Origin of the sequence: Oceanihabitans sp. IOP_32 (assembly GCF_009498295.1) — a bacterium.
GTDB lineage: Bacteria > Bacteroidota > Bacteroidia > Flavobacteriales > Flavobacteriaceae > Wocania > Wocania indica.
The window spans coordinates 3,067,406-3,080,946 of record NZ_CP040813.1 but is presented as its reverse complement, the minus strand read 5'-3'; the positions used below and the strand labels follow the sequence as shown (position 1 = coordinate 3,080,946).

General features: G+C 35.6%; 10 protein-coding genes, 3 tRNA genes and 1 pseudogene. 5 read left to right on the top strand and 9 right to left on the bottom strand.

The annotated features are described in order from the left end of the window. Window positions 1–49 precede the first annotated feature (49 nt). The 3 genes from FEZ18_RS12945 to FEZ18_RS12935 all read left to right on the top strand — a co-directional run bounded on the left by FEZ18_RS12945 (window position 50) and on the right by FEZ18_RS12935 (window position 479). Window positions 50–122: transfer RNA gene (locus FEZ18_RS12945), tRNA-Lys, on the top strand. A gap of 50 nt (window positions 123–172) precedes the next feature. Beyond that, window positions 173–257, top strand: a tRNA-Leu gene (locus FEZ18_RS12940). A 149-nt stretch (window positions 258–406) separates the two neighbouring features. Beyond that, window positions 407–479: transfer RNA gene (locus FEZ18_RS12935), tRNA-Lys, on the top strand. 288 nt (window positions 480–767) lie between these two features. On the opposite strand, the gene gyrB is transcribed toward FEZ18_RS12935, so the two are convergent. After that, a complete protein-coding gene (gene gyrB, locus FEZ18_RS12930) occupies window positions 768–2,717 on the bottom strand; it encodes a DNA topoisomerase (ATP-hydrolyzing) subunit B (protein ID WP_153268699.1) in 1,950 nt (649 codons plus the stop codon). Between the two features lie 404 nt (window positions 2,718–3,121). Here gyrB and FEZ18_RS12925 point away from each other — a divergent pair, with 404 nt between their 5' ends. Next, window positions 3,122–4,219 (top strand): acyloxyacyl hydrolase, encoded by a 1,098-nt coding sequence (locus tag FEZ18_RS12925; protein WP_153268698.1) that lies wholly within the window; start codon window positions 3,122–3,124, stop codon window positions 4,217–4,219. Window positions 4,220–4,318: 99 nt separating this feature from the next. On the opposite strand, the gene FEZ18_RS12920 is transcribed toward FEZ18_RS12925, so the two are convergent. From FEZ18_RS12920 to FEZ18_RS12885, 8 genes and pseudogenes are all read right to left on the bottom strand, one after another. Further along, window positions 4,319–4,486: a hypothetical protein gene (locus FEZ18_RS12920; protein WP_153268697.1), complete on the bottom strand. Its 168-nt coding sequence runs from the start codon at window positions 4,484–4,486 to the stop codon at window positions 4,319–4,321. Window positions 4,487–4,508: 22 nt separating this feature from the next. After that, the gene (locus FEZ18_RS12915) at window positions 4,509–5,027 is read right to left on the bottom strand and encodes a RidA family protein (RefSeq protein ID WP_153268696.1); all 519 of its coding nucleotides are present in this window, start codon (window positions 5,025–5,027) and stop codon (window positions 4,509–4,511) included. Between the two features lie 59 nt (window positions 5,028–5,086). Next, window positions 5,087–5,851, bottom strand: a complete 765-nt coding sequence (locus tag FEZ18_RS12910) for a hypothetical protein (protein WP_228122762.1) — start codon at window positions 5,849–5,851, stop codon at window positions 5,087–5,089. An 86-nt stretch (window positions 5,852–5,937) separates the two neighbouring features. Then, window positions 5,938–6,876: pseudogene (locus FEZ18_RS12905) on the bottom strand (NAD-dependent epimerase/dehydratase family protein). A 245-nt stretch (window positions 6,877–7,121) separates the two neighbouring features. Then, complete coding sequence (locus tag FEZ18_RS12900; RefSeq protein WP_228122759.1) at window positions 7,122–7,751, bottom strand: hypothetical protein; 630 nt, start codon at window positions 7,749–7,751, stop codon at window positions 7,122–7,124. Between the two features lie 151 nt (window positions 7,752–7,902). Then, the gene (locus tag FEZ18_RS12895; RefSeq protein ID WP_317164442.1) at window positions 7,903–8,649 is read right to left on the bottom strand and encodes a LytR/AlgR family response regulator transcription factor; all 747 of its coding nucleotides are present in this window, start codon (window positions 8,647–8,649) and stop codon (window positions 7,903–7,905) included. Then, entirely contained in the window at window positions 8,646–10,589 is a 1,944-nt protein-coding gene (locus tag FEZ18_RS12890; RefSeq protein ID WP_153268695.1) for a tetratricopeptide repeat protein, read from the bottom strand. The genes FEZ18_RS12895 and FEZ18_RS12890 overlap by 4 nt, the downstream gene beginning before the upstream one ends. A gap of 552 nt (window positions 10,590–11,141) precedes the next feature. After that, complete coding sequence (locus tag FEZ18_RS12885) at window positions 11,142–11,771, bottom strand: 7-carboxy-7-deazaguanine synthase QueE (RefSeq protein WP_153268694.1); 630 nt, start codon at window positions 11,769–11,771, stop codon at window positions 11,142–11,144. A gap of 220 nt (window positions 11,772–11,991) precedes the next feature. On the opposite strand from FEZ18_RS12885, the gene FEZ18_RS12880 reads away from it, so the two are divergent. Beyond that, window positions 11,992–13,515, top strand: a complete 1,524-nt coding sequence (locus FEZ18_RS12880) for a helicase HerA-like domain-containing protein (RefSeq protein ID WP_153268693.1) — start codon at window positions 11,992–11,994, stop codon at window positions 13,513–13,515. Window positions 13,516–13,541: the final 26 nt, after the last annotated feature.

Below are 13,541 nucleotides of genomic sequence, written 5' to 3'. Positions count from 1 at the left end.
TATATTTGCACCCGCTAACAGCAACAAAGGTTAGCCATTTGAAATTATAGACCGGGTAGCTCAGTTGGTAGAGCATCTCCCTTTTAAGGAGAGGGTCCTGGGTTCGAGCCCCAGCCCGGTCACTAAAAAAGTTAAGCGAGTTGCTTAACTTTTTTATTTTAAAACTACATTTGCGCACGTGGCGGAATTGGTAGACGCGCTGGCTTGAGGGGCCAGTATCCGTTTAGGATGTGGAAGTTCGAATCTTCTCGTGCGCACATAATATTTGTTCTTTAATTTTAAAGTTTTTTATTGATTTTTCTAGTTTTAAATTTATTTAAAATTTATGTTATTTTTTTCTAGTATAATTAAATAAAGATTTTATATTTGCACCCGCTAACAGGAAACACTTGTTAGAACAATAAAAGACCGGGTAGCTCAGTTGGTAGAGCATCTCCCTTTTAAGGAGAGGGTCCTGGGTTCGAGCCCCAGCCCGGTCACAAAAAAAGCTAAGCGTTCTTCTTGGCTTTTTTGTTTTAATTCCCTCTGGTTTTTCTACCCAACCTAATACAGGATCAAGAATTCGGCATAAATCTAAGTTTGTTTAATAGGCACCTCTAAAATGAGATGCACCTACAAATTAGTGGTGGTAATTGAAATTTAATATTCAAAGAAGTGAACGACATGGAATGTATCTCATTTAAACATAATCATAGCCTCTATAAATAAAAAAAGCTGTTTCAACTTAATGAAACAGCTTCTTTTCAAGAATGTTAATTATGTTCTATCTACGCATCAATATTTGCATAGATGGCATTTTTCTCAATAAACTCTCTTCGAGGTGGCACTTCATCCCCCATCAGCATAGAGAAAACACGGTCTGCCTCTGCCCCATTTTCGATGTGAATTTGACGCAAAGTTCTAAACTCAGGATTCATGGTAGTATCCCAAAGTTGTTCGGCATTCATCTCTCCCAGACCTTTATAACGCTGAATTTTTGCACCATCGCCAAACTCTTCCATTAATGCTATACGCTCTTCATCACTCCACGCATATTGCTTTTTTGCGCCTTTTTTAACTAAGAATAGCGGTGGTGTAGCAATATAAATATGTCCGTTTTCAATTAACTCTCTCATATAACGGAAGAAGAAAGTTAAAATTAAAGTTTCAATATGCGCACCGTCAATATCGGCATCACACATGATTACAATTTTGTGGTATCGTAATTTAGACAGATTTAAGGCTTTGCTATCTTCTTCTGTTCCAATAGTAACGCCAAGTGCCGTGTAGATGTTTTTAATTTCTTCATTTTCAAAAACACGATGTCTCATGGCTTTTTCAACATTCAGAATTTTACCTCTCAATGGTAATATGGCTTGAAATTCTCTATCGCGACCTTGCTTTGCCGTTCCACCTGCCGAATCACCCTCGACTAAATAAACTTCGCATTTTGCTGGATCTTGCTCTGAACAGTCACTTAATTTTCCAGGCAAACCACCAATACTCATTACTGTTTTACGCTGTACCATTTCACGAGCTTTTTGAGCTGCATGTCGGGCTTGCGCGGCGAGAATAACTTTTTGAACTATGGTTTTGGCATCGTCTGGATGTTCTTCAAGGTAATTGGTTAACATTTCAGACACAGCTTGACTCACAGAGGCAGAAACTTCACGGTTTCCTAACTTGGTTTTAGTCTGCCCTTCAAACTGAGGCTCTTGTACCTTTACAGAAATAATGGCGGTTAAACCCTCACGGAAATCATCTCCAGAGATATCGAATTTTAATTTATCAAGCATCCCAGATTCATCGGCATATTTTTTAAGTGTATGTGTTAAACCACGACGAAAGCCTGATAAGTGTGTACCCCCTTCGCGGGTATTAATATTATTTACGTAAGAGTGTAAATTTTCAGCATACCCGGTATTGTAAATCATCGCAACCTCTACAGGGACGCCATTTTTTTCTCCTTCAAAAGCAATAACATCACTTGTAATTGGCTCGCGATTTCCATCTAAAAACTTTATAAATTCCTTTAATCCTTCTTTAGAATGGAATGTTTCACCCTCAAACTCACCGTCCTCTTTCTTAAAGCGTTTATCAATTAAATGAATGGTAATACCCTTATTTAAAAAGGCCAACTCACGCATTCTATTAGCCAAAGTATCGTAACTAAATTCTACGGTTTGGGTAAATATTGTAGGATCCGGTTTAAAAGTAACCACCGTACCCCGCTTTTCGGTTTTACCGATTTTTTTTACTGGATGCAGAGCCTTACCTTTCTCGTATTGCTGCTCCCAAATTTCACCCTTCCTATAAACGGTTGCTGTTAAATGCTCGGATAAGGCATTAACACAACTCACACCAACACCGTGTAAACCACCAGAAACTTTATAAGAATCTTTATCAAATTTTCCTCCAGCACCAATTTTGGTCATAACCACTTCTAATGCAGAAACACCTTCTTTTTTGTGCATATCTACAGGTATACCACGACCGTCATCCTCTGTAGTTATCGAGTTATCTTCATTTATTATAACACTAATATTATCACAATGGCCAGCCAAAGCTTCATCGATAGAATTATCTACCACCTCATAAACTAAATGATGTAACCCACCTGGACCAGTATCGCCAATGTACATCGAAGGACGCATGCGCACATGCTCCATGCCTTCTAAAGCTTGGATACTATCTGCAGAATAGTTGTCCTTATTAAATTCTTCTCTATTTTCGCTCATTATAAAACGTTTGTTGTTTATTATTTTTTATTATTTTGCCACAAAATGACCACAAAAAAAAGATGCGTTTAAGCATCCTTTTGAATACAAACAAAGATACAAAATTATAAAGCGTTTAAAAAGCTTTTTAAGACCTTTGTTTAATAATTATTAACAATTGTTAATTATTTACAAAGTGGCTTAAAACAGCTTAAAAGTGGTTTAGATTTGATTTTGGGTTTTTAAACACCATGTTTCAAACTACAAAAAAACAAAACACGTTTATACGCTACATTTTAAAAGTTAGGCTAATCCTAATTCCAATACCATTCCCCTATTTTAGCTTATTAAACTACGTATTTTAGTTTACAACGCATCAAATAATTATATTTATAGAAATCAAATTCAGCTATAGCTAAAACAACATGAAAAATATTTTTCTAACTGCTTTTATTTATGCCGTTATGGTATTGAGCTTAGACGCTCAACAAAACCCTACTTTTAAAGAAAGCAGACCAACGTTTATAGGTTTAAATTTAGATTATGGCTTTATTTTAAAACACAGCGAATCTTTAAAAAACTTAGATAGTGCACATCCATCAGCTCTTACAATCGATTGGAGTAAGCTCCTTCTCACTCAAAAAGCCTGGGATTTTTGTAATTGTTTTCCAAGAGTTGGTGTCGATTTAGGGTATTGGAATTGGGATAACCCTGAGGTCTTGGGAAAAGGCGCTTTAGCCATGGGGTATATTGAGCCGTATTTTAAAACACAAAAACGCAGCCATCTTTTTTTTAGAATGGGCTTGGGCGGTGCTTATCTTACAACTCCTTTTGATGCTGTTAAAAATCCGAAAAACGATTCTTACAGTACTCATCTAAGTTTTGCTCTTATGGTGGGGTTTGGCATCAATTATAGACTCACCAACCAATGGAACATACGTTTGGCAGCAAAATATAATCACACCTCTAATGGTGGCATAAGAGCTCCTAACAAAGGGCTTAACTTTCCCTCGCTGAGTCTTGGTATGAATAAAAGTTTATCTGCAATCGAGTACCCAAACTTATCTAAAATTGGTAAGCGAGAGCCTCCTGAAAACAAAACAAGACTATCTTTGGTTCATTTTTCTGGTTGGAGCAACGCCACAGTAGGCGAAAAAGATAAGTTTTATGTATTGGGCTTTATGGGCAAATACAGCCGATGGATTGGCGGTAGAAGTGCCTTAACTGGCGGGACAGAATTTATTTTTGATTTTTCGCGTCGCGAGCAAATAGAGCTCAACAATACAAATGCCAGTTTTATACAAGCCGCTGCTCTGGTTGGGCATGAGTTTTGGATTGGTCGCGTGACTTTTAGTCAAGAATTGGGAATCTATTATTTTAATGATTACCGTATTAATGACGATGTTTATCAACGTTACAGTCTTACTTATAATTTTAATACACGCATTTTTACTGGTTTTAGTTTGAAAGCTCATAGACATGTAGCAGATTTTATTGACTTACGGATTGGATATAGGTTTTAAATTTTTACCGCATGTTTATTTGACTAAAAGATCGTTGAGCGCTATTGTAGCTTTCAATATAATACTCGTGGTCGGCTACCAGACGAGCAAATACGCCATTTAAAACAGTATCTGACCCTCGATATGGCTTGCCATCCGCATATCTGTTACCTTCGCTTCGTTCCATTCAATGTTGGGGTTTATATTGCCGAGAACCGTTGGCATATCGCCTGCTGCGAATGCTTTATTCATCGTATCAATAATTTGAAGGTTTTTATTATTTTCCATGATTTTGTTTTTAGCTGGTTTATTAGTTAGCTTTATACACTTCCAGTTCTATTTCTATCATAAATTCTGGAATTGCCAATTCTTTAACGCCAAGCCAAGAACCTGTTGGGAAGTGTTTGGTATAAATTTTAGTTCTATAGGCAGCCACTTCTAAAAACTTTGGCATATCTGTAGTAAAAATATCTTCCTTTACCACATCATTAAACGTGCAGCCGTAATGTTTTAAGATTTTATCTAAATCGGCGTAGCAGTTTTTCATTTGTTGTTCCAAATCGCCAATCGCAGTTGGGTTGCCTTCATCATCCATACTTACAGCTCCCGATATTTTAATGGAATTCCCGATTTTTACCGCGTGCGAATAGCCATAGGCTTTTTCTACTTCTGGTCGCAATAGGAAATATTCTGGTGTTTCGCTTTTAGAATGTGCAACGAGATCAATATTTTCTTCTTGTGTAACTTCTTTTACTTTTTCATTACAACTTAAAAATGAAGTGGTGGTAGTTAATAGAATTCCTAGTACTACATATTTTGTTGTCCTCATTAGCATGTTTTTATTTATTAATCTCTGTTTTTTTAGTATGTTTTAAAATGTTCATCTTTTCATTGTCTTGTTTTTACCTCAACCCTATCCACTATACCGCCTAATTTGGGTTGATTAATCCATAATTCGGTTTCTACTCCTTCTGTTGCGTCTTCCCAATCTTTAAGGAAAGTTTTAAAACTTCCTTCACCATGCACTTCGTTATACTTTTTTGAAAAATCTGGGTCTTCACCAAGCCATGCCGACTTTTGAAAGAAAGAGATAAAGGCTACATCGCGGCCTTCTGTGGTGCTTGGAAACTCGTTAATATATATGCCATAATTTTCATTCGGGAATTTTTCAACCATCACTTCTTTAATGTTTTTTAGAAGCTCCATGGTTTGTGCACCTTTAAATCGTTTCACATTATAGAAATCTACCAAAAGGTTTTTAACTGTAAAATCCTTTGAGAAATTTGATAAATCAGCTTTATATTTCCAATAGATTAGGTTAGCTTCTCCCGTAGTATAAGCCAATACGTTATTATTCCAATCATAATCATGCCCGTCTCCTGCGGGTCTATTATCAAAAGCACTCCAAGGCAATGGTCCCATTACCCACATATATTTGCCCACATTAGCGCCATTACCTATAAGATGAACGCGTGCACCAAATTCATTATCGCTGTGGTATTTTTTATTGTGCGCTGCCATGCCTTCTTCAAATTGTTTTATTTCTGTAGGATTGGCGGTAAGCACTACGTTTTCGAAAACCACATATTCGGAGGTCGTTTGCGCGATAGCCAATAGCGGTAATACAAGCATTAATAAAATTACTTTTTTCATAATATTTAAAATTTATGCCTGCGTGAATAGACAGGTTAGTAATAATCCTGTTTCCTTTCTTATTCAGAACATTTGTAAGTTTGCTGCTAAAGGTTGTACTGTTTTAAAGTTTCCTTTACCGATTGAAAAGTTATACCCAAGTCCTGTACGGCCTTTTGATTTTGATAAATGACTTTTGGTGAATTTTTTGATGCTTTATTATTCAGCATTAATCCCACATCTGAAATGGGGTAACTTTCACTACTAAGCAAATAGTTTTTACCATGTAATCCTGAAATTGTCGCAGCTTTATAAACACTATACCTAACATCTTTTACGTTAACAATAGCCATTTCAACATCAATATCATAAAGCATTTGTATGAAGGCATTGGGCAGCAGGTTGTTTTTAATTACATACTGCAAGCCCATTGATGTGGAATCTGCTCTTTGCGACAACGATTTACCAAAAACAGCAACTGGCGAAACACTTGTAATTTCGAAATCGAGATGAGGATGTTTTGCAATAAAATTATTTACTGTTTGGTTTGCCATAAATTTTGCCTGGGCATACGGATGGCTGTCTGCACTCATTAAAGGCGTATCGGTTTCATTAAAAGTATCGGCTTGATTTCTTCCGCTAGGAGGCAAAGGAAAATTGGTATTAAATGCTGCAACCGACGACATAATAACCACTTTTTTAACCGTCGAAACACCCTTAACTACCTCTAAGACATTTTTGGTTCCTTTAATGGTGGGATCAATCAATTCGGTTTTTGCATCTTTAAAGTCCAGTTGAAACGGTGTGCCGCTATGCACTAAAATATCGCAGTTGGAAACAAACTCACTTAATTGCTGTTTGTGTGTTACATCTAATTCGCAGATATGTAAGTTTTCAGCATTTTTTAATTACATTAAATGCTGATATTTATTCTCATTAGAAATATCTGTTGTTGAAACCTTAACCTCGAAGCCGTTTTCTAAAAATATTTTGGTAATGTGGCTTCCTATAAATCCTGAACCACCAATGATGCCAACTTTTTTCATGATCTATTTATTTTTATGGACTTTTGATTAGAACAACCATGGTGTGGGATTTATTAAACTTTATTTTTTTTAAAACCTACCGAAACACAAGCCCCAGTAGGTTTTGGTTTGGTTGGTTATTGTTTTGCTGTATAAGCTAGATCTGGTCTCATTCTACCGGTTTTTACCTCGTATTTATCGAGAAGCATAAACATTTCTGAAAACAATTTTTTTCCCTCTTCACCTAAAAGCACGTTGTTTTCGTCTTATGTTTTTGCGTAAGACTGCTCATCTTTTGCTGAGACAGAAGCCAGGTAATAGTCGCCCATGCTGCCAAAGCCACTGCGGTACATTCTAAAGTATTCCTTAGAACCTTTTTTCTCATAAAGGGCTTTTATTTCTTTTATTTTTGTGTGAAGTGCTTGCGCATTACTGGGCGTTACATAAAGGTAATGCCATTTGCGGTAATCTTTCCCAGGCGTATTAGACATTAAACCATTTGGCATATACGAGAGGTCTTCTATTAAATGGACCACATAGTCGCCATGTTTATTGTAACAGGCATCAAATCGTTTAAAAATAGCCCAGAAATTTTCTTCTCCCATTTTCTCCATTAAAGGCGCAAGTGGGTTTTTATCAAAATCGGCCATATTTTCAATGGGTACAATACTTATATAAGTGCCGTTATCTACTCGAGCTGCTGCCCAATTTGCATCTTTCAGTTCGTGTTTTTTACAAGCCTCTACAAAGTCTTTGGTTACTTTTTCGTATTCGGCCTGTTTTGATGGTTTTACTTGGTCTTCATGAACCCAAAACGATTGGTTTTGTGCATTAGAGAGGGTTGTTGTTAGCACTAAGAGAACGGCTAACAAGATGGTGGTTTTAATAGCTTTCATAATTTCTGTTTTTAATGATTAATTAATAAGGTCACGCTTTTTAGCGCTTCTCTAAATAACTGATAATCAATAAAAAAAGCAAATACACTAGGATGAGTGTAGCTCGTATTTGTCCGAAACTAGTATTTTATTTATCGGGGAATTGTTTAAATTAAATGGTATGCAATCTATTAAGTAATTCTTCTTTAAGCCGTTTACTTAAAGGAATGGCTTTTTTTGAAATAACCACATGACTCGTTGCTATCTCATCTATATGAGCGATGTTTACAATAAACGACCTATGAATTCTTAAGAAAAGATTTACTGGCAATTTTTCGTCCATATCTTTAAGAGTCGTAACCAAAAGATATTCTTTATCTTTAGAGTGAATCCTAGAATAATTACGTTCTGCTTCAATATAGAGAATATCTTTAATGTCCACTTTTACCATTTTTTCATGATGACGAACAAAAATGCAGTCGCTTAAAATAAATGGGGAAATAGGCATATCAATAGAAGATTTACCATTGTTTTCCTTAGCTTCAAACTGACTTATAGTCAACTCAATAACACGCTTTAAGTCTAGTTTTTTAAAAGGCTTAGAAATAAAAGCGTAAGGATGCGTTTTTTTTGCTCGGTTAAAATTACCATCATCGGCATTGGCCGTTAGGTAGATAATTGGAATATCGAAATCCTGTTGCATCATTTTAACGGTTTCCACACCATCAAGCCTGCCTTTTAACTGAATATCCATCAAAACAATGTCTGGTTGATTTTGTTTTATGTGAACAAGAGCTTCTTCACCACGTGAAATAATACCAGTAACTTCATAACCTAATGTGGTAAGCTGTAATGAAATATTTGCAGCAATAATCATCTCATCTTCTACAATTAATATTTTTACAGGTTGCTCTATCATGCCGCTTTTTGGTGTTTAAATTGAAATGAAACCGATGTGCCTTTCTCATTACTTTCTTGCATAATGCCATCTAACTGTTGCGTTAATAACTGGATAAGTTGCGAACCAAAACCAGTGCCTTTTGCTGCGCCACCTAAAACTTTCCCCACACCATTATCCGATACTTTTAAGTGCAAAATATCATTGGCTTTTTGTTCTAATTGAATGGATATTTTACCGTTTTCTGTATTCGGGAACGCATATTTTATGGCATTGGTTAATAGCTCGTTCACTATTAAACCTATGGGAACGGCTGTATCTACATCCAATTCCAATTGCTCCATGATACATTCTATTTGCACCCTATTTTCTGCATCAAAAGAATCTAAAATACCATCGCCTAAATTTAGGAAGTAGTCTTTCATTTCTATAGCCCCTAAATTAGTACCTTGATAGAGTTTTTGGTGAATAATCCCCATGGATTGCACTCGATTCTGACTCGCAATCATGGCATCTTTAGTTGCCGAATCTTCCAAATGAGCAGACTGTAAGGCTATTAACCCCTTTACCATTTCTAAATTATTTTTTACCCGATGGTGAATTTCTTTTAACAACAATTCATTCTGTCTGTTTTTGGCATCGAGTGCTTCATTTAAAGTTTGTAAAGCCTCACGTTTTTTTCTAATATTTTTAAAACTAAAAAACATGCCTAATAAGCCCAAAGCAAAAATAGTTGCAATGGCAATATAAAGTATTTGTGTTTTCCGTTGTTGTGCTATTTGGGTGTTTTGGGCATTAATGGTTTGATCTTTCTTTTCGGTTTCAAACTGTGTCATTAAAGCAGACATGGTTTTGTCGCTTTCTATTTTTGCCGTACTGTCGCGCATAACAAGCGCTTTTTTTTGAAACTCTAAGGCCAACGGATAATTCTCTAATTTCTCATAAATAGTGCTTAAATGATGGTAGTTTTCTGTTAAATTGGACACATCGCCTTGAGATTCTTGTGTGGCTACTGTTTGCAACTGATATTTTAAAGCGGCTTCATAATCGCCTAAAAGCAAATTAATTTCGCCTAAATTGGCCGTAATTACATATATGGCATTGCCATAATTTACATCTTGTGCTGTAGATAATGCCGTTTCGTATGCCGCTTTAGCTTCATCGTATTTCCCCATACGTTTTAAAGCATTTGCTCGATTATTTGAGAAATTTATAATATCGAAAATGGAAAAATTAAGTGATTTTGCCAAATTTAGAGCTTCATCAAAATATCCAAAAGAAGCTTCACTATTTCCCATAGCAATTTGGGTATCTCCAGCAGCGGTGTAGGCATAAGCCAGTTCTTCGTTAAAGTTTTGTTCTTTACACAGGGTAATGGTTTTTAGTGCATATTCGTAGGCTTCTTCAAGTCGGCCTTGTTTCGTTAAATCTTCCGAAATTCGATTGTAGGCACCAGCAATTCCTAATTTATCATCTATGGACTCCATGAGTTTTAGGGCTTTTAAATCGACCTTTAAGGCTGCTTCAATATTACCTTGCCGTTTATGTACCCAGCCTATTTTAAAATAGGTAGTGGCTTGGCCTTTTTTGTCGTCTATTTCAGTAAAACCCTTTAGAGCTTTATCAAAATTAATAGAAGCCGAATCTAGTTCCAAAAGATTGGCGTGCATTCTACCTTGCATTTCGTAAAATTTAGGTTGCCAGATTTTATGCTGGCTTTGTTCGGCCAATTGGACACCCTTTCTAGCATATCGTTTAGCTAAATTCAAATCGGATTGAAAAGCGAGATCAACGAGATCGTTAAGGATTTCTAACTTTTTTTCTTGGTTTTTTTCAGAACTGAGTTTTATTAAAAGACTGTCAATAGGAGTGTTAGAAGAATTTTGACTATAAATATTTAAGATAAAACAGCTCAAAAAGGATAAAAGTACTACAATGCTAGAAGGTGTTTTCGTAATCATAAGTCTTTTTTAGGCTATTAATTAAAAGACTTGAAGGGTTATAAATATAATAAAAAAATAATGAAAGTAGTAATTAAAATCATTATTGCGTTTGAAAAAAAGACGGTTTCCATTTGGCTCTCCATGCGTAATACACCATAATAATTAAAAATACGGTAATGAAAATATATATTTATTTAAGTGTGCGAATTATAATTACGAAGTCATGGAATTGGCTGAGGATTATCTTTATATAAATACAAAAAAAACAAAGGGCATTTATTGTAGTAGTTTTAATTGGGAAATAGTATAACCCCCTTGGTCTGGTGGTATTCACAGAAAAAACAGCGTTCTTTTACAAACAAGGTATACTGCTGAATCTTTGTAAGGTGAAAACCGATTTATACAAAATTTATTCAACCTTCTTATAACACTAAAACAACTTAAATGAGATCTAAAACTTTTTTACAAAAGTTTAAAAAATTGCTCTGTGCTAGCACGAAGTATGTAAATGGGTAATCCCTCAAAAAAAATAGTACTTCAATAGGGCAAAACAACTATTAATTTAAAAGCTTAAGGTATATTAAGATATTTATGAGTTTGTAGAGATATTTTCCATTTTGGATTTTTCATCACGTAATCCACAATTTCTGGAACCATTTTATCGCGTTTACTCCACTCGGGTTGTAAATATAAAATACAATCTTTATTTACTCGAGCCGCTTGTTCTTCGGCAAAGCGAAAATCATCTTTATTGTAAACTATTACTTTTAGTTCATGAGCCTTATCGCTAACCTCTTGTTTAGGCAACTTCATTTTTTTTGGCGATAAACAAATCCAATCCCAATTACCTGTTAATTTGTAAGCGCCAGAGGTTTCAATATGGGTTTTTAAACCTTCGGCCTTAAGTTTCGAGGTTAAAAGCGTCATATCCCACATTAAGGGCTCGCCTCCGGTAACGACAATGGTATTACTGTATTTTTTTGCGTTTTGTACAATTTTATCGGTTTCTGTTGGTGGGTGTAAATCGGCATTCCAACTCTCTTTCACATCGCACCAATGGCACCCCACATCGCAGCCCCCTAGCCTTATAAAATATGCCGCGGTACCCTTGTGAAAACCTTCACCTTGTATGGTGTAAAACTCCTCCATTAACGGCAGCATTTCACCTTTATTTACTAATAGTTCTATCTCTTTTTTCATAAGTTTGCAAAGATACAAATTCCAGAATAGATATATTTCAAAATAAAATTTATTCGTGTCAATTGAAGGTCAAAAAAATAGCGTTCAAATAAAAGGTGATTTGTATTTCGATTTTCATCTCAATTATTCAAAAAATTCTGAATTAAAAAGTCCGCAAATTCTAAAAGCTCTATTTTTTTCTTCTTCATTTTTGCTTTACTTTTATCGAAATTTTTAAGGCATGAGTAGAAAAGACGCGTTTTATAAACACATAACAGAAGGCTATACAACCAAAGGTGACTTTATTCCATTTGGAGCCGCTATGCTAGATGGTGAAGCGATAACAGGTGCCCACGTAAAAATTCCTCTTAAAACCATGAATAGGCATGGTTTAATTGCAGGTGCTACGGGTACTGGAAAAACGAAGTCACTTCAAGTTTTAGCCGAAAATTTAAGTGAAAAAGGTATTCCTGTGTTACTTATGGATATTAAGGGCGATTTAAGTGGTTTAGCAAAGGCAAGTCCTGGGCATCCAAAAATTGATGAACGCCACGAAAAAATTGGTTTACCTTTTGAAGCCAAGTCTTTTCCTGTTGAAATTTTAACTCTTTCAGAGCAACATGGTGTTAGGTTGAGAGCTACGGTGAGTGAGTTTGGCCCTGTTTTACTGTCTCGTATTTTAAATTTAAGCGAAACCCAATCTGGAATCGTTTCAGTCATTTTTCAATATTGTGATATTAATAAATATCCGCTTCTTGATTTAAAAGATTTTAAGAAAATTTTACAATACGCTACCAACGAAGGTAGAGAAGAATTTGCAGAGGCATATGGTCGGATTTCAACAGCTTCAACTGGTGCTATTCTTAGAAAAATTATTGAGTTAGAACAACAAGGTGCCGATTTGTTTTTTGGAGAAACCTCCTTTGATGTTCAAGATTTATTGCGAATCGATGAAAATGGCAGAGGTTTTATCAACATTATAAGGCTTACCGATATTCAAGACAGACCCAAACTGTTTTCTACGTTTATGCTGAGTTTATTAGCCGAAATCTATTCAACATTTCCAGAACAAGGCGATAGCGAAAGACCAGAACTTATTATGTTTATTGACGAGGCACATTTAATATTCAACGAAGCCTCTAAGCCCCTACTTGACCAAATTGAGAGTATTGTAAAGTTAATACGAAGTAAAGGTGTTGGTTTGTATTTTGTAACCCAAAACCCAACCGATGTCCCAGAAGCTGTTTTAGGGCAATTAGGTTTGAAAATACAACATGCTTTACGTGCTTTTACAGCCAAAGACAGAAAAGCCATAAAACTCACAGCTCAAAATTATCCAGATTCTGAGTTTTACGATACCACCGAGGTTTTAACATCTTTAGGCACTGGCGAAGCTTTGGTGTCGGCTTTAGATGAAAAAGGGAGACCTTCTCCTCTAGCCGCCACCTTAATACGAGCGCCCATGAGCAGAATGGATATTTTAACCGATAGCGAATTAAATACTTTACTTTCACAATCTAAAATGGTCGAAAAATACGATGAAACCATCGATAGAGAAAGTGCATACGAAATGCTTAACGAAAAAATTAAACTCGCCGAAGAAGAAGCCGCTAAAGAAAAAGCGTATCAAGAAAAAGAAGCTAAACAACGCTCATCGACCAGTCGACGAAAAAGTACCCGTATTAATCCCATAGTAAAAGTACTCACGAGTGCTACTTTTAGTAGAAGTGTTTTTGGCGTGTTAAATAAAGCTTTAAAAAAATAGTATCTCTTAAAAATAAGACTTAAACC

Bases quoted from the DNA above. Each gene is read 5' to 3' on its own strand.
- FEZ18_RS12925 (WP_153268698.1), top strand. From the start codon at position 3,122: ATGAAAAATATTTTTCTAACTGCTTTTATTTATGCCGTTATGGTATTG.
- FEZ18_RS12900 (WP_228122759.1), bottom strand. From the start codon at position 7,751: ATGAAAGCTATTAAAACCACCATCTTGTTAGCCGTTCTCTTAGTGCTA.
- FEZ18_RS12885 (WP_153268694.1), bottom strand. From the start codon at position 11,771: ATGAAAAAAGAGATAGAACTATTAGTAAATAAAGGTGAAATGCTGCCG.
- FEZ18_RS12920 (WP_153268697.1), bottom strand. From the start codon at position 4,486: ATGGAAAATAATAAAAACCTTCAAATTATTGATACGATGAATAAAGCA.
- FEZ18_RS12895 (WP_317164442.1), bottom strand. From the start codon at position 8,649: ATGATAGAGCAACCTGTAAAAATATTAATTGTAGAAGATGAGATGATT.
- FEZ18_RS12915 (WP_153268696.1), bottom strand. From the start codon at position 5,027: ATGAGGACAACAAAATATGTAGTACTAGGAATTCTATTAACTACCACC.
- gyrB (WP_153268699.1), bottom strand. From the start codon at position 2,717: ATGAGCGAAAATAGAGAAGAATTTAATAAGGACAACTATTCTGCAGAT.
- FEZ18_RS12890 (WP_153268695.1), bottom strand. From the start codon at position 10,589: ATGATTACGAAAACACCTTCTAGCATTGTAGTACTTTTATCCTTTTTG.
- FEZ18_RS12910 (WP_228122762.1), bottom strand. From the start codon at position 5,851: ATGAAAAAAGTAATTTTATTAATGCTTGTATTACCGCTATTGGCTATC.
- FEZ18_RS12880 (WP_153268693.1), top strand. From the start codon at position 11,992: ATGAGTAGAAAAGACGCGTTTTATAAACACATAACAGAAGGCTATACA.